This is a genomic window from Pseudarthrobacter sp. MDT3-1, from assembly GCF_054510755.1.
This window is the reverse complement of sequence record NZ_JBTNDX010000022.1, coordinates 1-18,849: the sequence shown is the minus strand read 5'-3', so window position 1 is coordinate 18,849 and position 18,849 is coordinate 1. Positions and strand designations below refer to the sequence as shown.

Here is an 18,849-nt window from a genome sequence, read left to right as displayed (position 1 = left end):
CTCGGTCCTAGTTGACGTTGTCGGGGTGGGACCCGGTGCGCTGACCGCGGTCAAGCTCGGCAAGGGCTGCCATGTCGCGGTCTGACAGGTCAAAGCCGAAGACGTCCAGGTTTTCCCGGATCCGGGCCTCGGAGCTTGCCTTGGGGATGGCGATGTTTCCCAGCTGGACATGCCACCGGAGGATGATCTGGGCAGGAGTCCGGCCATGTTCGGCGGCCAGGGCAAGCACCACGGGATCCGCCAGCACGTGCCCGCGCCCCAGGGGGCTCCAGGCTTGCGTCCGGATGCCCAGGGCGTGGTGCTTGTCCCTCAGCTCCGCCTGCTGGAGCCACGGGTGCAGTTCAATCTGGTTCACGGCGGGCACCACTTCGGCGCTCTCGAGCAGCCGGTCCAGGTGCGTGGGCTGGAAGTTGCAGACGCCGATGGCCCGGACTTTGCCTTCGCGGTACAACGTTTCGAGGGCGCGGTATGTGTCGGTGAACAGATCCCGCTTGGCGCAGGGCCAGTGGATCAGGTACATGTCCACGTAGTCCAGGCCGAGGTTGACCATGGAGGTATCGAAGGCACGGAGGGTTGAGTCGTACCCCTGGTCATCGTTCCAGACCTTCGTGGTGATGAATACGTCCTCGCGCCGCAGGCCGGGCGAGGATTCCCCGGAGCCGCCGCTTCTGCCTTCGGAATCCATGGCGGGGCCGAGCCCCCGCGCCACGCCGGTTTCGTTGCCGTACATCGCTGCCGTGTCAAAGTGGCGGTATCCGGTGCCGAGGGCCGTGGCCACCAGGCCGGATGTTTCCGCTGCCGGAACTTTGTACAGCCCGAATCCCAACTGGTCGATCAGCACGCCGTTGTTGAGGCTGAGGCGGGGTGAGGTTTTCATAGCATTGACTTTACCCATTGGGCCGGGCGGCACCGCCAAAGCCCACCAGGCGGCGGGCGGTGGCTTCATCCAAGATCAGGTCGGTGGCGAGGCCGGCGGAGAGGGCACCGCGCAGACCGTTGATCTTCGATGCCCCGGAGACCACGCAGATTCGACGCCGGACCTGGCGCAGCTGGGAGAGCGCCGGACCGGTGGAGCGTTCGTTCAGGACGATGCCGTCAGAGGATCCGTCACGCCGGAAAAACACCGTGGCGACGTCACCCACCACATCTGAATGGGCCAGCACCTTGAGGTCGCTTTCGTCCAGGTACCCACCCGCGTAGACGTGGCTGGGGTAGTCCGCGTCCACGGATCCGACGCCGAAGACTGCGATGCTCATCCTGGCCTGCAGGTTCAGGATCCGCTGCACGCTGCGCTCATTCCACATGGCGGTCTTGGTGGCGGCGTGGTCAAAGAACGCCGGAACGGGGAACTGTTCCACCCGGGCTCCGTAGGCGCTTCCGAAGCGGCGCATGATGTCACTGGCGTAGGTGATACCGGTGGTGTGCATGTTTCCGGCGCCGTTCAGCTGCACCACAACGGTGTCATGGGTGATCTTGCGGGTGAGGTGCCTGCTGACCGCGCTGAGCGTGGAACCCCACGCGATGCCAATGATCGCATTGGAATCCACCAGCGGGCCGATGGTGCGTGCAGCCTGCATGGCCACGCGGTCCAGTGTTTCCGCCTCGTTCAAGGACTCCAGCACCGGAACAACGTGCACGTCCACGTTGTACTCGCGCCGGATCATGCTTTCGAGTTCGGGGCCCGTATCAAGGGGGTTGCGGATCTGGATCTGGACCAGTCCAGTGTCCCTGGCCGCCGACAGAAGCCTCGAAACAGTGGACCGGGATGTCCGCAATTCCCGGGCGATCGCGTCCATCGTCAGGTCCTGGAGGTAATACATCTGTGCAGCCCGAAGCGCATCTGAGTGCCGGGAGAGCGTCATTCGGACTCCATTCTGCACGTTTGTGCATAGTGCTTGACTCCATTTTCCATTACTCCAAACAATAGTTGAAGAACGACGGTGCATCCGGCGGATGCCCGCACGCCAATAAACCCAAGGAGCAGTGTTGGGACTCAAACATACATTCGGCCACAGCGGAGCCACGCCCGCCCACAGCACCGTGCCGCGCGTATCGGTGCAGGGTCTGCGGAATCGTCCGCACGCCAAGGTGTTGATCATCGGCGGTGGCATCAACGGCGTGGGAACCTTCCGGGACCTCGCCCTGCAGGGAGTGGACGTGGCCCTGGTGGAGCGTGGCGATTACTGCCAGGGTGCCAGCGGCGCGTCCTCCCATATGATTCACGGCGGCATCCGTTACCTGGAAAACGGGGAATTCCGCCTCGTCCGCGAATCCGTGGTGGAACGCAACCGCCTCCTGCGGATCGCGCCGCATTATGTGAAGCCCCTCCAGACCACCATCCCGATCTTCAGCACTTTTTCCGGCGTCCTGTCCGCACCGTTGCGGTTCCTCACGCACAAGCAGCAGGGCAAGCCCAAAGAGCGCGGCGCCTTCCTGATCAAACTGGGCCTGAGTATGTACGACTCGTTCTCCCGGGACGGCGGCTCCGTGCAGCGCCACCAGTTCCGCGGACGCAAGCGTGCCCTCGCCGAGCTGCCGCAGCTGCATCCCGGCATCAAATACGCAGCCACCTATTTCGACGCCTCGGTCCACAACCCCGAGCGCCTTACGCTCGATGTGCTCCAGGACGGCGAAAAAGCGGGGCAAGGCAGCGGCGGACCGGAAAGCTCAACAGCACGGGCGAGCAACTACCTCGCACTCCATTCGCTCGGCGGGGCTGCCGCACAGTCCGGCACCACGGTCCAGCTCCGCGACGAACTGACTGGCGAGCTGTTTGATTTCACCGCGGACGTCATCGTCAACACCACCGGCGCCTGGGTGGACCTGACCAACGAAGCCATGGGGGCGGCGTCGGCCTTTATGGGCGGCACGAAGGGATCGCACATTGTGCTGGACCACCCGGTCCTGCTCGAGGCCTGCAAAGGCCGGGAGATCTTCTTTGAGCACACGGACGGCCGGATCGTCCTCATCTATCCCATGGGCGACCGGGTCCTGGTGGGAACCACTGACGTCCTTGCCGACATGACGCAGGACGCAGTGTGCACGGATGAGGAGATCGAGTACTTCTTCAACCTGATCGGCCACGTCTTCCCGGACATCACCGTGCAGCGTGACCAGATCGTCTACACGTTCTCCGGTGTCCGCCCGCTGCCACGCCACGACGCCACCCAGCCGGGGTTTGTCTCGCGCGACTACCGGATTGAACGGCGCACCCCGGCTGCCGGGGCACCCGGCGCAGGAACCGCCGTCGTACTCAGCCTGGTGGGCGGTAAGTGGACCACTTTCCGGGCTCTGGCCGAGCACATGGCAAATGATGTGCTTGCCGAGCTGAGGATGGAACGGAAGGTCTCGACGGCGAAACTCGCCATCGGAGGCGGCGCCGGCTTCCCCGAGGATGACGCCGGAGTCCAGAAATGGATCAAGGCTCATATGGGTGCCGGCCGGGACGCGGACCGCTCCGCCGTCCTGCTGACCCGCTACGGCACGAGGGCTGACGACGTGATCCGCTACCTTGATGCCGGCCCGGACAGGTTGCTCCGTTCCACCCGTGAACTCAGCGTCCGTGAGCTGGAGTTTATGGCCCGGAACGAGCAGATCGGGCACCTCATCGATGTCCTGATCAGGCGTACGTCGCTCGCCTTCCGTGGACTTGTCACCGGAGAACTTCTTGTCGAGGTTGCGGACGTCCTGTCCGCCCCGCTGGGCTGGGATGCCACAGCCAAGACCGACGAGATCAAGCATGCGCGGGAAGTACTGGAGCGATTCCACCGCGTACAGATCCACAGCCTGGTCGCCTAGGCAGACCAGGCTGCAGCCGGGGCGTCAAAGCGCTCCGGTTCAACGGTCCTTCAACCCGCGAAGGACCGCACAATAGAAAATAGAGGAGTCAATGATGTCTCTTGGAATTGTTTTTCTTTCCGAAGTCTTCGGAACGGCGATGCTCACCCTGCTGGGTTGCGGCGTCGTTGCCAACGTTGCCCTGAAGGGCACAAAAGGCAACAGCGGCGGGTTCCTGATGGTGACCTGGGGGTGGGGGATCGCCGTCTTCGCGGGTGTTTTCGTTGCCGCCAAATCCGGCGCCCACCTCAATCCGGCCGTCACGCTGGGCCTACTGGTTAAGGGCGGCAAGGAGTATGCTCCGGACGTCCCGGTGGATGTCGCGTCCACGTTCACCTACTTCGGTGGCGAACTGCTCGGCGCCTTCCTGGGTGCTGTCCTTTGCTGGGTCGCATACAAGCAGCACTTCGATGCCGAACCCGTGGAAGCCAACAAGCTGGCGACGTTTTCCACCGGTCCGGCCATCCGCTCCACGCCCTGGAACCTGATCACGGAGATCATCGGCACGTTTGTCCTTGTATTCGTTATCCTGACGTTCGGCGGGACGCCCTCGGGCCTGGGGCCGCTGGCGGTGGCACTGCTCGTGGTGGGCATCGGCGTATCCCTGGGTGGACCCACGGGTTATGCCATTAATCCGGCCCGCGACCTCGGGCCCCGCATCGCCCACGCCATCCTGCCCATCAAGGGCAAGGGTTCCAGTGACTGGGCCTACTCCTGGATCCCCGTCGTAGGGCCATTGGTCGGCGGTAGCCTTGCCGGCCTGGTGGCGTTCTGGGTTCCCGCGATCATGCCTGCCGTCGCCGGCTAGTAACCATTTTCAAACACACACAAAAATACAGACAAGGACGTCACCATGAACCAATACGTCATCGCCATTGACCAGGGCACCACCAGCTCCCGCGCCATCATCTTTGACCACAGCGGCAACATCGTTTCCTCGGGCCAGATGGAGCACGAGCAGATCTTCCCGCAGGCGGGCTGGGTGGAGCACAACCCTGCTGAGATCTGGAACAACACCCGCGAAGTGATCGCGTCCGCCCTCTCCAAGGCGAACCTGACCCGGCACGATATTGCCGCCGTCGGAATTACCAACCAGCGCGAGACAGCGGTTGTCTGGGACAAGACCACCGGCGAGGCCGTCTATAACGCGATTGTCTGGCAGGACACACGGACCCAGGACATCGTGGATGAGCTGGCCAAGGACGGCGGCCCGGAGCGGTTCAAGCAGAAGGTGGGGCTGCCGCTGGCCACGTATTTCTCAGGGACAAAGATCAAGTGGATCCTGGACAACGTTGACGGCGCCCGGGCCAAAGCGGAAGCCGGCGACCTCGTCTTCGGCAACACCGACGCCTGGGTCCTCTGGAACCTGACGGGCGGGGTGGACGGCGGCGTGCACGTCACGGACGTCACCAACGCCTCCCGCACGTTGTTCATGGACCTGGAGACCCTGACCTGGGACGAGGAGATCCTGGGCATCTTCGGAGTGCCGCTGAGCATGATGCCGGCCATCAAGTCCTCCTCGGAGGTCTACGGCACCGTGCACACCTCTCAGCTGCTGCGCGAAGTTCCGGTTTCAGGCATCCTGGGTGACCAGCAGGCCGCCACGTTCGGGCAGGCGGCGTTCGAGGCTGGTGAAGCCAAGAACACGTACGGCACCGGCTGCTTCCTGATCTTCAATACCGGCGAGGAGATTGTTCACTCGAAGAACGGTCTGCTCACCACGGTCGGGTACAAGCTCGGCGATGCCCCAACGCACTATGCGCTGGAAGGCTCCATCGCGGTCACCGGTTCCCTGATTCAGTGGCTCCGGGACAATTTGGGCATGATCAGCAGCGCGCCGGAGGTGGAAACGCTGGCGGCGGCCGTTGAGGACAACGGCGGCGTCTACATCGTTCCGGCCTTCTCGGGGCTCTTCGCCCCGTACTGGCGTTCGGATGCCCGCGGCGCCATCGTGGGCCTGACCCGGTTCGTCAACAAGAACCACATCGCCCGGGCGGCGCTGGAGGCCACAGCCTTCCAGACCCGCGAGGTGCTGGACGCGGTCAACGCGGATTCCGGCGTTCCGCTCACTGAACTGAAGGTCGACGGCGGCATGGTCTCCAACGACGCGCTGATGCAGTTCCAGGCGGACATCCTGGGCGTTCCGGTGATCCGGCCGAAGGTAGTGGAAACCACCGCACTGGGCGCCGCCTACGCAGCCGGCCTCGCCGTCGGCTTCTGGAAGGACCTCGGCGAACTCTCGTCCAACTGGTCCGAGGACAAGAGGTGGGAACCGAAACTGGACCAGGCCGAGCAGGACCGGCAGTTGCGCCTGTGGAGGAAGGCCGTGACGAAGTCCATGGATTGGGTCGACGAGGACGTCCGCTAGGCACTCCGAACCGTCTCCGGACAGCAACGAACAGGGAGGGCGGCCCGAGGAGTGCCGCCCTCCCTGGTCTTGTGCGGGTCAGGACCCCCGGTCACCAACCCTCGCCAGCACGGTGGTCAGGGTCCGTCGAGTTCAGCCGGCGGTGTCTTCGCATAGACGCTTCTGCTGACTGAGTATGCCCGCTCATCCAGTTCCAGCGCTTGGGTGTTGACGGCCGCGAACTGCGCGGCGCCCAGCTTCTTCACTTTCACGAGGTCCATGAATTCCTGGTCGGGACCGCCGACGGCGGTGACTTTCACTAGCCCTGTTCCGGCTGAGTAGAACTTCCGCTGGTGGCCTGCCTCAGGCGGTTCCAGCGGGTTGTATTCATCGATCACCAGTACATCGTCGTAGCAGCCAGTCGGGACGCAGACGCGCTGGTGCTTCTTGAAAACTGTCCCGCAGTCAAGGAAGTCAACCTTGGGTGCATAGGCCTGGACATAGTCCGGCGTGCCGGTCCGGGGCCTGGCCTGCATGGCGATGCCGGCCTGGGCCTTGGCAAGCCCGCTGATGAAAGTGCTGGGCGCACCAACGAACTCGCCGTTTTCGTATTCCTCCGGATATTCGCCGAATAGCCAGACCGTTCCCTTTCCAGTCTGCGCAAAGAAGGCCAGTTCGGATTCCACCAGTTCGCCGTCCGAGTAGTCGCGGTCCCACAGGACACGGGTCTTGACGCCGTCAATTACCTTGGTCAGCCCGGTGACTGTATGGACGACAGTGCGTGTGCTGGTCCCTTCGGCAGAGGTCACGGTCCCCGTCGTCGTGTACTGCATGCCAGGCTTGAGCGGGAACCATTTGTTATCGATCCGCGGGGAAGCCTGGAAATCCGAACGGTCAAAGTTGATCGCGGAGCCGGGCCCGCAGAGTTCCGGGGCCGGCGGCGCGGCACCCGCTGTGGGTGCCGACACCACTGTCAGCGATCCGAAGGCCAGCAGCAATGCGGACCCGTATGCCGTGAACCGATGTGCTCGAAAAGCCATCTCACGTGCCTTTCATACTCGTGGGGATCTGCTAGACCGCAGGCGCGGGTTCCAGCTCGTGTGCCCCGTGCCGGCGGCCGCGGACGCCTTTGGCGAAACGCAGGTACAGCGACGGGACGATGAACAGGTTGACCGTCGTCGACGTGACCAGCCCGCCTAGGATCACCACCGCCATGGGATGTTCGATCTCGTGGCCCGGGATGTTACCCATTACCACGAGCGGAACCAAGGCCAGGGCAGTGGCCAGCGTGGTCATAAGGATCGGCGACAACCGCTCTGCAGCCCCCCGAAGCACCAGCGCGGGTCCGAAGGCCATGCCCTCGAACTGCTCCAGATGCTGGCAGTGGTTGATGAGCAGGATGCCATTGCGTGCCGCGAGCCCCATGAGCGTCAGGAAGCCAACCAGCGAACCGAGGGACAGGATTCCGCCGCTGAGGTGTGCGGCGATCACTCCGCCCACGAGAGCCACCGGCAGGGTCAGGATGGCCAGGGTGGCCAGCCGCCAACTCTTGAAAGCAGCCTGCAGTAGAAGGAAGACGACGATGACCGCGCCAATGGAGTAGAGCAGCAGACGTTGGGATGCGGCCTGGCGTTCGGCGTATTCGCCGAGGACAACCGCGCTGTAGCCCACCGGGAACTGAACAGATTCCATATCGGAATTGAGCTTCTCCACGACCTTCGCCAGATCACCTTCCTTGACGTTGGCACTGACGTCGATGCGCCTGGATCCCTCCGAACGCTCAATGACGTTGGGCGTGGGCTTGACCGAAATCGTGGCGACATCAGCCATCCGGATCTTGACCCCGCTCGGCGTATCGAGGGGAAGGTTCTCAATGTTCGTGACACTCGTCCGGGCCTCCGGCGGGCTCCACACCTGGACGTCGTAGGCCTTCCCGTCCCGGTAAATGTCGCCTACCTCTTCACCGGCAACGAAGGTCGCCGCGGCACGCCGCACATCGCCCGGCTTCAGCCCGTAGCGGTTCGCCACTTCCAGGTTCACTTCCACATCGATCTGCGGAATGTTGGCCTGGAGGGCAACCTTCGCGCCGATGGCTCCGTCAATGCCGCCCAGAATGGTTTTGATCTTGTCAGCCTCCTGGCGCAGCGTCGCAAGGTCGTCCCCGTACACACGGACGACGACGGCGTAACCGGTTCCGGTGAGTACCTCGCGAATGCGTTCCTTGAGGTACGTCTGCACGTCCCGTTGGATTCCGGGATAGCCGTCCACGACCGCCGCCACTGCTGCCAGGGTTTGGTCATAATCCACCCCGGGGTCGACGCTGATCCAGTTCTCACCGAAGTAGACGCCCACCACCTCATCGGCATTGAATGCCTGTCCGGTGTGGGCCCCACAGTTGTTCACGCCGGGGATCGTCATGAGTTCCCTGCAGGCCAGCTCACTGACGCGGACTTCCTCGGCGTTTGACGTGCCCGGCTGCGTGAGCCAGTGCATCAGGAAATCACGCTCCTTGAATTCCGGGAGCAACGATTGGCCCAGCAGCGGCGCCGCCACAATGCCGACCATCCCGACGGCGGCCAGTGTCAGGTAGCCGGGGACAGGACGGCGGACAATGGGCCGGAGCGCGTTGGCGTACCAGCGCTTCAGGACCCTGACCACGGGCGGATCCCGGTCCTCCAGTTTGGCATTTCGCAGGACGATGTACGCCATTGCCGGCGTGACGGTCAGCGCCACGACCATGGACGCGATCACCGCGAGCGTGTAGGAGGTGGCCAGCGGCCGGAAAAACGCCCCTGTCAGCCCGTCCAGGAAGAAGATCGGAACCGTGGCGGCGACGATGATCAGCGTGGCGTACACAATCGGTCCGCGGACCTCAAGCGAGGCGTTGACCACCACCCTAGCGGTGCTTCCGGTGGCGCCACTGGCCCGGTGGTGCCGGAGCCGTCTGACGATGTTCTCGACGTCGATGATGGCATCGTCCACCACCACTCCGACGGCAATCACCAACCCCGCAAGCACCATGGTATTGATCGTGCCGCCGGTCCAATACAACACGAGGGCCGCCGCCACCAGTGACAACGGGATGGCCAGGACGCTGACCAATGCCGTCCGCCACTGGAAGAGGAAGACACTCAATACCAGGATGACCAGCAGGCATCCGAGCAGCAGGGCTACGCCCAGGTTGTCGAGGGATTCCTCAATGAAGGTTGCAGGCCGGAAGATGGCCGTGTCCACAGCGATTCCGGTCAGGCCGGGCTCGAGTTGTTTCATGGCCTCTTCCACCCCCTTTGTCACTTCGAGGGTGTTGCCCCAAGGCAGTTTTTCCACGATCAGCATCAGACCCGGTCCGCCGTTAATGACGGCGTCACCGATCAGCTGCTGGTGGTCCTCCACCACATTGGCCACGTCGCCCAGCTGGAGCGGGGGCTGCCCCTCACGATCCTCCAGTGCCACCTTCGCGAGGTCCGCAGGTGTGGTGATGGGTTGGACGTGCCTGACCCCAATTGTCTGGCTGGGTGTGTCCAGGGAACCTCCGGTGCCGATCACGGCACCGGTGGAATACTGGAGCAGGCCGGCGTCGAGGGCATTGGCGGTGGTGCTCATGACGGTTTCCAGGCTGACCTTGTTTGCGGCCAGCTTGGCCGGGTCAGCCTGGACCTGAAGCATCTGGAGACGTTCGCCCCAGATTGCCACGTTTGCCACGCCGGGAACGCGGAGCAGATGGGCCCTGATGTTCCAGTAGGAAATCATTGACATCTCGATCAGGGACCGGGTGTCCGAGGACAGCCCGATCTTCATGACCCGGCTGGTGGAGGACAGGGGCTGCAGCATGATCGGCGGCGCCGCCCAGGTGGGCAGCGTCGGAATGACCGTCGCCATCCGCTCGGACACCAACTGTCGGGCAGTGAGCAGATCCGTGCCGTTCTCGAATTCCATCACAATCGAGGACAGCTGCGGTACCGACTTGGACCGCATGTGGTGGAGGCCGTCGATGCCGTTGAAGGCTTCTTCCATGGGAACCGAAACGAGTTCTTCCACCTCAGCGGCGGTAAGTCCCAGGCAGGCTGTCTGGACCTCCACTTTCGGCGGCGCGAATTCAGGGAACACGTCCACCGAGGCACTGCTGAGCTGGGCGCCGCCTACCATCAGCAGCGCCGCCGCCATCGCGATGATGATCGATCTGAACCTTAGGCTTGCCGCGACTATCCGGCGCATGTCATTTGCCCGTAACGAACTCTGCGCCGAACAACTCAGCCGCGGCTACTGTTACCACAGGCGTTCCAACAGCTGGGCCGACACTGGCTGTGACCGCGCCCGCTTCGATTTTGGTCACCGTGACGGGCTGGCGCTCGTACACCCGTGGCTCGGGGTTGATGTAGACCCAGGTCTTCCCCTCCGCGTCGTACAGCAGCGCTGCGTATGGGAACAGGACGCCTGCGCCCCCCGGACCCGGCTTGACCGTGTCGGTGAGCAGCTCCAGCCGTTCAATGGCCCGCTCGCTCAGGGTGATGCGTGCTATGCCGGTGGTGGCATTCTTTTCCACCTTGGCAGCCGCTTCAGATGCGGTTTCTGCCATGGCTGAGGGTTGAGCACAGGCGGGCAGTGAAAACAGCAGTGCTGCGCAGGCAGCGGCCGCCACTGGCAGGCGCCGCAGGGTCCATTTGCTGGTCATGATACTTCCACCTTTTCCGGCATAACAGGGGTGACTGGAACTTCCGATTCGTAGACCTCTGACCACTCTTCCGGCTCGGTGCGGGGACCGAACCAGAGTGTGAGCAGCGGGAGCACAAAGATCCCCACGAGCGTTGTGGTCACGAGCCCGCCGGCTAGGATCAGCAGCATGGGCACGATCAGGGTCTGGCCTACCGCGCCGCCGAGGATGGCGGGCGGTATCAGCACGAGGAACGTAATGAGGGCGGATTTCAGGATCGGCGATATCCGGTCCCGGGCCGCCGTCATGACCAGGTCAGTGCGTGACATCTGTTCGGACTCCCGCCAGAGTTCGTCAACACGCGCGGACAGGAGCGCCGCATTACGTGCAGCGATGGCCACCACGGCCGCAAACGCCGTCAGCGACAGCCAGGACAGGGACTCCGCCCCGATCCATGCGGCGACCGCTGCTCCCGCCATCGCGGCGGGAAGCGTCAGGAAGACGGCGAGGGCAAGCTTCCAGCTCCGCAGTGCAGTCTGAAGCAGAAGCAGCACAGCCAGGATGGCCGCGATTCCGAGTCCATGAACCAGGGTGTCTGCGGCCTGCAGCTGGCTGTATTTCGTGGGGATCTCGGCGTGGTGTTCGAGCGGGAACTGGATTTGTTGGATGGCCGCCTCGATGTCCCGCTGGATATCTGCCAGCGGGCGTCCGCTGACGTCAGCCACGACGTCGATCCGCCGCGAGGTGGCATCGTGCTGGATAACAACTTCGCTGGGGACCATGCGAACGTCGGCGACCTGGCCCAGTTGGACGTGGCCGCCATTAGGAGCGTCAAGGAGCAGCTCACGGATGCTGGTCAGGTCATCCCGGACGCCAACCGCGCCGCGAACAACCACTTCGAACACCTTCTGCTCCTCAAAGAGGTTCCCGACGACGATGCCCTGCATCAGTGTCGCAGCGGCGCGCCTCGCGTCACCGGGCTTGATGCCGAACTTTTGGGCAGCCTCGAGATTGACCTGGACCTCTACGATCGCGGTCATGGCGGCAGCGTCGATGGTCGGGTTGTTCACACCGTCAATCTTCTGGAGGGCCTGGCGGACCTCTTCTGCCTTTTCACGGAGCACCGGCATTTCCGTTCCGTAGACGCGGACCGCGAATCCCGGCTCCAGGCTGGAGCGCATGTCGCCGACGGTCTGTTGGGAGTAGTTCAGCACGTTGTGCGCGATGCCCGGGTAGCCCTGGACCACGTCCCGTACCGCCCGCTCCGTTTCGCCGAAGTTGGCGTCCCGTGCGATCGACACCCACAGCTCAGCAGAGCTGTTGCCAACCACCTGATCCGCAGAGATGGCGCGTCCCACGTGACCGCCGACGCCCGAAACCCCCGGGAGGGCCCTGAGTTCATCGGAGGCCAGGGCAGCGATCCGCCGGACTTCGTCATTGGACGTCCCGGCCATGGTGTCCCACTGCACCAACAGGGTCCGGTCGGGCATGGTGGGAACGAGCGGCCGGTTTCCTGCCAGTTGCGAGCCGGCAGCGACGCCAAGGATCCCCACGACCACGATGGCCACAATCGCCAGGGGCTTCCGGGAGTTGACCCCGCCCAGTGCGCGGTCGTAGTACGCCTTTCCCCGTCCGACGGCGGGAAGTTCCCGGTCGGTCGCGGTCTTGGACGGGAGGAGGAAATACGCCAGTACCGGTGTGACGGACAAGCCTACGATCAGGGCGGCGGCCAGCGTCAGCGCCAACGACCAGAAAAGCGGCGAAAGAAACGAGCCGCCTACTCCAGTCACGAAGAGGGTCGGAACGAGGACGACCACCATCATCAGCGATGCGTGGAACAGCGGCGTGCGGACCCCGCGGACGATGTAGCTGCTGCGCGACCTCGGGGTAGCCTCGGCGTCCGTCGCCTCGCGGACGGCGCGCTGTCGTCGGTGGGCCTGAACGTCTTCCACGATGTCGCCCACGATCACGGACGTGCCGAGCAGAACTCCTATCAGGACGGTGATGTTAAGTGTTGCGTTTTGGGCGAACAGCACCACCGCCGCCGTCGTGACGGTAGTGGCGATGGCCACGAGTGCGATCACGGCGACCCGCCAGGACCGGAACAGCAGCCAAAACAGTGCTACCGCAATCAGCAGGCTGATCAGGAGCGCCAGGCCGAGGCTGTTGACGGAGTCCTGAACACCGGTCGCAGGCCTGAAGACAGAAGTATCGATCTGGACGCCCGTGAGGCCCGGCTCCATGTCCTTGAGGGCCGCCTCAACACGACGGGTGACCTCCAGGGCGCTGACGCCGGGGAACTTCTCGATCACCAGCATCAGGCCGGCGTCCGCCCCAACGGCGTCACCGATCAGCGGCTGGTGGTCTTCCTTGACCTGGGCAATGTCGCCCAGAAGCAACTGCGGGTCCGTGTCCTCCACGCTGACCTTGGCCAGGTCGGCCGGCGTGCGGATGGGAAGGACGTGCTGGATGCCAAGGCGCTGGTTGGGCGACTCCACGAAACCGCCGGTCCCGGGCGTCGAAGCCTCCAGGAAGCTCAACGGCGAAACCCAGACCGCGTTGCCTGTGGTCTTAATTAGCTGCTCAAGGGTAATGCCTTTGTCGCGCAGCTGCGTCGGAGTGACCTCAACCTGCAGCTGCTGTTCGCGCTGGCCCCAGATGGACACGTTCGCCACGCCCGGGATACCGATCAGCCGCGGCTTGATTTTCCATCTGGCCAGGACCGACATCTCAATGCCGGAGAGCTCCTTGGAGTTCATCCTGACCATCACCACGCGGCTGGTGGAGGACATGGGCTGCATGATCAGCGGCGGCGATGAGACGTTAGGCAGCGCGTGCGCCTGCGTCATCCGTTCCGCGACCAACTGGCGTGCGCGCAGGAGGTCCGTGCCGGGCTCGAAGACCAGTTCGATGGACGACAGCCCCGGGACGGATTTCGAGCGGATCTCGTCCAGCCAGGCCACGCCGTTGAGGAGGTCTGCTTCCATCGGTGCGGTAATAAGCTGCTCAACTTCAACCGCGGAGAGCCCTAGGGCCTCAGTCTGGATCTCTACCTGTGCTGGGGCGAACTCCGGCATGGTGTCCACGGCCATATGTGGAACGTTTACGATGCCAAAAGTAATAAGGCCCGCCGCGAGGGCGAGAACCAAGATTCGGAACTGCATGCTGAACCGGGTAACCCAGCCAAACACGACTAGCCCCTCGCTACTTCTTCGCAGAGGTGATGGACGGAATTTTCAGTCCATCACAACGTTGTGCGGGACATAAACGCCAAGAATACATGTCAGGCTCCTCGACCTGAGACCGTCTAGTTTCCCCACAGACTTGACAATACTGTGGACCGATTGCGCTGGGTTGGCAAGGGTAGAACCTACCCCCTTGAGCCACCCCGCTACAGGGTTCTCTTTGGCGAAGAGATATGGGTTACCCAAAGGGCCCGGCGGCACTGTCCACTTCGACGGTGCCGGCACTGGCCACGCGCCCCTGCGCCCGGCCCGGACTGGCTTTCCCTTAACCTAGGCCTGCCCACCTGCAGTGGGTAGGCTAAAGTAGTCCTATGCGTGCGATCCTTCTGCTTAGCTAGCCGCCCGGTGTCCGGAAACAACCGGATTGCCGTGCGGCTGCCCCTCCATGGAGAGGGGCTTTTGTGTGTCCGGGCATGTTTCCGGGCCGGCAGCAGAGGGGATCAGACCGTTGTGGCAGCACCGATGCCACAACAGAACAGAAGAGGGCAGCAGTGAGCGTTCAGCCGGAGACAGAGACCGGAACAGCAGCAGTGGCGGCGGAAACACCCGAAGAGGGTGCCTACAGCTTCGCGGCGATGGAGGCCAAATGGCCGCAGGTGTGGGAAGACCTTAAGGTTTTCACGCCTGTGGATGATGGTTCCCGCGAACGCCGCTACGTGCTGGACATGTTCCCGTACCCCTCGGGTGACCTGCACATGGGCCACGCCGAGGCCTTTGCCATGGGTGATGTTGTGGCCCGCTACCTGCGGCAAAAGGGCTTCGACGTCCTGCACCCGATCGGCTGGGACTCCTTCGGGCTGCCGGCGGAAAACGCCGCCATCAAGCGCAACGCCCACCCGAGCGAGTGGACCTACGCCAACATCGACACCCAGGCGGCGTCCTTCAAGCGTTACGCGATCTCCGCGGACTGGTCCCGTCGGGTCCACACCTCGGACCCCGAGTACTACCGCTGGACCCAGTGGCTGTTCAAGCGCTTCTACGAGAAGGGCCTGGCGTACCGCAAGGACTCCCCGGTCAACTGGTGCCCCAAGGACCAGACCGTCCTGGCCAACGAACAGGTGGTCAACGGTGCCTGCGAACGCTGCGGCACCCCCGTCACCAAGAAGTCCCTGAACCAGTGGTACTTCAAGATCACCGAGTACGCTGACCGGCTGCTCGATGACATGGACGAGCTGCGCGGCCACTGGCCCGAGCGGGTTCTGGCGATGCAGAAGAACTGGATCGGCCGCTCCGAAGGTGCCCACGTCAACTTTGTGATCGAGGCCGTCGGCGGCAAGCCCGCCAAGGACGTCACCGTCTTCACCACCCGCCCGGACACGCTGTACGGCGCCACGTTCTTTGTTGTCGCAGCCGACGCGCCGATCGCCGTCGAACTCGTCACCGAGGAGCACGCCGCCGCCTTGGACGCCTACCGCGAACAGGTCAAGGCACTCACCGAGATCGAACGCCAGTCCACCGAACGCGAAAAGACCGGTGTCTTCACCGGCCGCTACGCCGTCAACCCGCTGAACGGCGAAAAACTTCCGGTCTGGGCCGCTGACTACGTCCTGGCCGACTACGGCACCGGCGCCATCATGGCCGTCCCGGCACACGACCAGCGCGACCTCGACTTCGCCAAGACGTTCGACCTGCCTGTCCGCGCCGTGCTGGATACCGGTGAAGAGGATCCCACTGTGTCCGGCAAGGCCACTTCGGGCGAGGGCACCCTGATCAACTCGGGCGTCCTCGATGGGCTGCCGAAGGCCGAAGCCATCCCGGCTGCCATCGACATCCTGGAACAGCAGGGCACCGGGGAGAAATTCGTCAACTTCCGCCTGCGCGACTGGCTGCTGAGCCGCCAGCGTTTCTGGGGCACGCCCATCCCAATCATCCACTGCCCTGCCTGCGGCGAGGTTCCGGTTCCCGACGAGCAGCTGCCTGTCAGGCTGCCGGCGGACCTGCGCGGCGAGGACCTGTCCCCGAAGGGTACGTCCCCCCTGGCCGCCGCCGAGGCCTGGGTCAACGTTGACTGCCCCAACTGCCACGGGCCGGCAAAGCGCGATACTGACACCATGGACACCTTCGTGGATTCGTCCTGGTACTTCCTGCGGTTTGTTTCCCCGCAGTACACCGAGGGGCCATTCGACCCGGCAAAGATCAACGAGTGGATGCCGGTCGGCCAGTACGTGGGCGGCGTGGAGCACGCCATCCTGCACCTGCTGTACGCCCGCTTCTTCACCAAGGTCATCCACGACCTCGGCATGATCGACGCCGACGAGCCCTTCAGCGCGCTCCTGAACCAGGGCCAGGTCCTCAACGGGGGCAAGGCCATGAGCAAGTCGCTGGGCAACGGCGTTGACCTCAGCGAGCAGCTGGACAAGTTCGGCGTGGACGCCGTGCGCCTGACCATGATCTTCGCCTCCCCGCCGGAGGACGACGTCGACTGGGCGGACGTTTCGCCGTCGGGCTCCGCAAAGTTCCTGGCCCGTGCCTGGCGCCTGGCGCAGGACGTCACCAGCGAGCCCGGTGCCGACGTTACCGCCGGTGGCCGCGCGTTGCGTTCCGTCACGCACCGCACCATCGCCGACGCCGCCGCGCTGTTGGACACCAACAAGTTCAACGTGGTGGTGGCCAAGCTGATGGAGCTGGTCAATGCGACCCGCAAGGCTATAGATGCCGGCGCCGGCGGGGCCGATCCCGCCGTCCGCGAGGCAGCGGAAGCCGTTGCCGTCATCCTGAGCCTCTTCGCGCCGTACACCGCGGAAGACATGTGGAACGTCCTGGGTCACCCCGCGTCCGTGGCGAACGCCGGCTGGCCGATGTACGACGAAGCGCTGCTGGTCCAGGAGACCGTCACCGCGGTGGTCCAGGTCCAGGGCAAGGTCCGTGACCGCCTTGAAGTCTCGCCCGGGATCGGCCAGGACGAACTGCGGGAACTGGCGCTGGCCAGCGAAAACGTCCAGCGCGCGCTCGACGGCCGCGGCATCCGCACCGTGATCGTGCGAGCGCCTAAACTGGTCAACATCGTCCCGGCCTAGTCCGGGACACCGGCCGCCGGGCCAACCGGCGGCCGGCCCTAAACCAGGAGGCGCTCTTGCCCGACCGTGACGCCGCCGCGTGGCTCTGGCTCCGGGAGCGTCTGGCTGCCCTCCGTCCCGCACCGCGCGCCGGTGTGCCAGTACCCTCCACCCCGCCCGCCGTCGTCGTCCGTACCGCGGTGGTGACGGATTCTGCCGCTGCACTGCCGGCCGACTGGGTGCATGCCTGTGCAGGGGACGGGCGCCTGACTGTCATCGCGATGCCCGTTATGGTTGGCGCGGAAATTTACGGTGAGGGCGAAGACGACATCACCGAAACCATTGCGCTGGCACTCGCCAGCGGCACGTCGGTCAAGACGTCCCGCCCGTCACCGGGACAGTTTGAACAAGCCTTCCTGGCCGCCGAACGGCTGGGCTACGAGGGCGTGGTCTCCATCCACATTTCCGGCGGCTTGTCCGGAACGGCGGACGCGGCGCGGCTCGCGGCCACCCGGGTGACCATCCCCGTGGAAGTCCTCGACTCTTGCACCGTGGGCATGGCACTGGGCATGGGCGTGCAGGCCGCGGTGGCAGCAGCCGCGGCAGGCAGCGACACCGCAGCCGTAGCCGCCGCGGCGGCGGCGCAGTTCGCGCGGACCAAGGTCTATTTCTACGTGCCCAGCCTGGAACAGCTCCGCCGGGGCGGGCGGATCGGCGCGGCCGCCTCGCTGCTGGGGACCATGTTCGCCATCAAACCCATCCTGGCCGTCGACGACGGCAAGATCGTGCCGCTGGAAAAGGTCAGATCAGCAGCCAAAGCTGTTGCCCGCCTCGAGGAACTGGCCGCCGCGGACGCCGCATCGCGCCCCCACGGCCAGGCCCGCCTCGCCGTCCACCACTTCGGGAATCCGGTCGAGGCAGAAGCGCTGGCAGCCAGGCTGTCTGCCGCCTTGCCAAGCTGTCCGCCGGCCCAGATCAGCTCCCTGCCCGCCGTCCTGGCAGCCCACGCCGGGCTCGGCGTGCTCGCGGTGATCGTGGGCGAGGACGGCCCGGCAGCCCCGGAGCCGGAACTCCCCGCAGTTTCGCTATAGGTGCGTTTCCCGGCTGTCATTTTCTCAAGACGGCGTCCGGGGGCTGCGGTGTGGTGATCGGGTCTGCATGCCGGTGCACGAGTGCCCAGGTGTCGCCTTCGAGGCGATAGATGCTCGTAACCCGTAGCTCAAATGCTGATATTTTGTCGGCTCCTCCCACCTTGGCCTGCCAGTGTTCTATGTCCAGGAAGCAGGCGAGATCGGTTGTGACGTGCTTGGTGAGGGCATCAAAAGCCATGACGCGTCCAGATTTGAATCGTGCCGCCGCCGAATCGAGGGCCCCTGATACTCGCTCCCAGCCGACCACCGGAGGGCCCCAGGGATTAGCAAGGGAGACATCTCTGCGGTGGGAGAAAATGGCCTTGACGGGTTCCGGGTTGCCTTTAGCAAACTGATTTAGCGCCTGATGAAACTGGTCGATGACCTCGTCAAGCTGCATTGGTCCCACCAACTAACTCATAGGGCTTCTACGGTAAGCGAATCTTAGCGGCTTCATGCCCCGCCGGTCACTGGCCTCCTGAATCTTCCAGCGGGGCGGCGGCTCGAGTCCCGAAGCTGGACCTTCCCGGCGGTTATACACCTAGTGTTCCGTGTTAATGGTTTGTTTGCGTTTCATCTTGCCCAGGAGATAGTCCGCTGATTTGGTCCAGGTGAATGGTTTGGCGTCCTGGTTGTAGTTCTC

General features: G+C 64.1%; 12 protein-coding genes. 5 read left to right on the top strand and 7 right to left on the bottom strand.

Features of this window, described 5'->3' with window-relative positions:
* Nucleotides 1–7: 7 nt before the first annotated feature.
* Both ACX80X_RS15925 and ACX80X_RS15920 read right to left on the bottom strand, forming a co-directional pair.
* Nucleotides 8–877 carry an aldo/keto reductase gene (locus tag ACX80X_RS15925; protein WP_252607994.1) on the bottom strand — a complete coding sequence of 290 codons (870 nt, stop codon included), beginning with the start codon at nt 875–877 and terminating at the stop codon, nt 8–10.
* 10 nt (nt 878–887) lie between these two features.
* Entirely contained in the window at nt 888–1,862 is a 975-nt protein-coding gene (locus tag ACX80X_RS15920) for a sugar-binding transcriptional regulator (protein ID WP_252598883.1), read from the bottom strand.
* Between the two features lie 124 nt (nt 1,863–1,986).
* Between ACX80X_RS15920 and ACX80X_RS15915 the strand changes: the two genes are divergently transcribed.
* The 3 genes from ACX80X_RS15915 to glpK all read left to right on the top strand — a co-directional run bounded on the left by ACX80X_RS15915 (nt 1,987) and on the right by glpK (nt 6,205).
* The gene (locus ACX80X_RS15915) at nt 1,987–3,798 is read left to right on the top strand and encodes a glycerol-3-phosphate dehydrogenase/oxidase (protein ID WP_374209939.1); all 1,812 of its coding nucleotides are present in this window, start codon (nt 1,987–1,989) and stop codon (nt 3,796–3,798) included.
* A 94-nt stretch (nt 3,799–3,892) separates the two neighbouring features.
* Entirely contained in the window at nt 3,893–4,645 is a 753-nt protein-coding gene (locus ACX80X_RS15910; protein ID WP_252598929.1) for an MIP/aquaporin family protein, read from the top strand.
* A gap of 45 nt (nt 4,646–4,690) precedes the next feature.
* The gene (glpK, locus tag ACX80X_RS15905; RefSeq protein WP_459312601.1) at nt 4,691–6,205 is read left to right on the top strand and encodes a glycerol kinase GlpK; all 1,515 of its coding nucleotides are present in this window, start codon (nt 4,691–4,693) and stop codon (nt 6,203–6,205) included.
* Nucleotides 6,206–6,321: 116 nt separating this feature from the next.
* Here glpK and ACX80X_RS15900 read toward each other — a convergent pair whose 3' ends face one another.
* The 4 genes from ACX80X_RS15900 to ACX80X_RS15885 are packed head-to-tail and all read right to left on the bottom strand — an operon-like array spanning nt 6,322 to nt 13,999.
* Entirely contained in the window at nt 6,322–7,224 is a 903-nt protein-coding gene (locus ACX80X_RS15900) for a hypothetical protein (RefSeq protein ID WP_104060712.1), read from the bottom strand.
* Between the two features lie 31 nt (nt 7,225–7,255).
* Nucleotides 7,256–10,399: an efflux RND transporter permease subunit gene (locus ACX80X_RS15895; RefSeq protein ID WP_459312599.1), complete on the bottom strand. Its 3,144-nt coding sequence runs from the start codon at nt 10,397–10,399 to the stop codon at nt 7,256–7,258.
* A gap of 1 nt (nt 10,400) precedes the next feature.
* Nucleotides 10,401–10,856 (bottom strand): hypothetical protein, encoded by a 456-nt coding sequence (locus ACX80X_RS15890; protein ID WP_459312597.1) that lies wholly within the window; start codon nt 10,854–10,856, stop codon nt 10,401–10,403.
* On the bottom strand, nt 10,853–13,999 hold the full coding sequence (locus ACX80X_RS15885) for an efflux RND transporter permease subunit (protein ID WP_459312595.1): 3,147 nt from the start codon (nt 13,997–13,999) through the stop codon (nt 10,853–10,855). The genes ACX80X_RS15890 and ACX80X_RS15885 overlap by 4 nt, the downstream gene beginning before the upstream one ends.
* Before the next feature lie 572 nt (nt 14,000–14,571).
* On the opposite strand from ACX80X_RS15885, the gene leuS reads away from it, so the two are divergent.
* Nucleotides 14,572–17,097 (top strand): leucine--tRNA ligase, encoded by a 2,526-nt coding sequence (gene leuS / locus ACX80X_RS15880; RefSeq protein WP_252607993.1) that lies wholly within the window; start codon nt 14,572–14,574, stop codon nt 17,095–17,097.
* 56 nt (nt 17,098–17,153) lie between these two features.
* Nucleotides 17,154–18,167: a DegV family protein gene (locus ACX80X_RS15875; RefSeq protein ID WP_252598877.1), complete on the top strand. Its 1,014-nt coding sequence runs from the start codon at nt 17,154–17,156 to the stop codon at nt 18,165–18,167.
* Nucleotides 18,168–18,183: 16 nt separating this feature from the next.
* Here the strand turns inward: ACX80X_RS15875 and ACX80X_RS15870 are convergent, their stop codons facing one another.
* Nucleotides 18,184–18,606, bottom strand: a complete 423-nt coding sequence (locus ACX80X_RS15870; protein ID WP_252598876.1) for a YybH family protein — start codon at nt 18,604–18,606, stop codon at nt 18,184–18,186.
* Nucleotides 18,607–18,849: the final 243 nt, after the last annotated feature.

Bases quoted from the DNA above. Each gene is read 5' to 3' on its own strand.
- ACX80X_RS15925 (WP_252607994.1), bottom strand. From the start codon at position 877: ATGAAAACCTCACCCCGCCTCAGCCTCAACAACGGCGTGCTGATCGAC.
- ACX80X_RS15920 (WP_252598883.1), bottom strand. From the start codon at position 1,862: ATGACGCTCTCCCGGCACTCAGATGCGCTTCGGGCTGCACAGATGTAT.
- ACX80X_RS15910 (WP_252598929.1), top strand. From the start codon at position 3,893: ATGTCTCTTGGAATTGTTTTTCTTTCCGAAGTCTTCGGAACGGCGATG.
- glpK (WP_459312601.1), top strand. From the start codon at position 4,691: ATGAACCAATACGTCATCGCCATTGACCAGGGCACCACCAGCTCCCGC.
- ACX80X_RS15900 (WP_104060712.1), bottom strand. From the start codon at position 7,224: ATGGCTTTTCGAGCACATCGGTTCACGGCATACGGGTCCGCATTGCTG.
- ACX80X_RS15895 (WP_459312599.1), bottom strand. From the start codon at position 10,399: ATGCGCCGGATAGTCGCGGCAAGCCTAAGGTTCAGATCGATCATCATC.
- ACX80X_RS15890 (WP_459312597.1), bottom strand. From the start codon at position 10,856: ATGACCAGCAAATGGACCCTGCGGCGCCTGCCAGTGGCGGCCGCTGCC.
- ACX80X_RS15885 (WP_459312595.1), bottom strand. From the start codon at position 13,999: ATGCAGTTCCGAATCTTGGTTCTCGCCCTCGCGGCGGGCCTTATTACT.
- ACX80X_RS15870 (WP_252598876.1), bottom strand. From the start codon at position 18,606: ATGCAGCTTGACGAGGTCATCGACCAGTTTCATCAGGCGCTAAATCAG.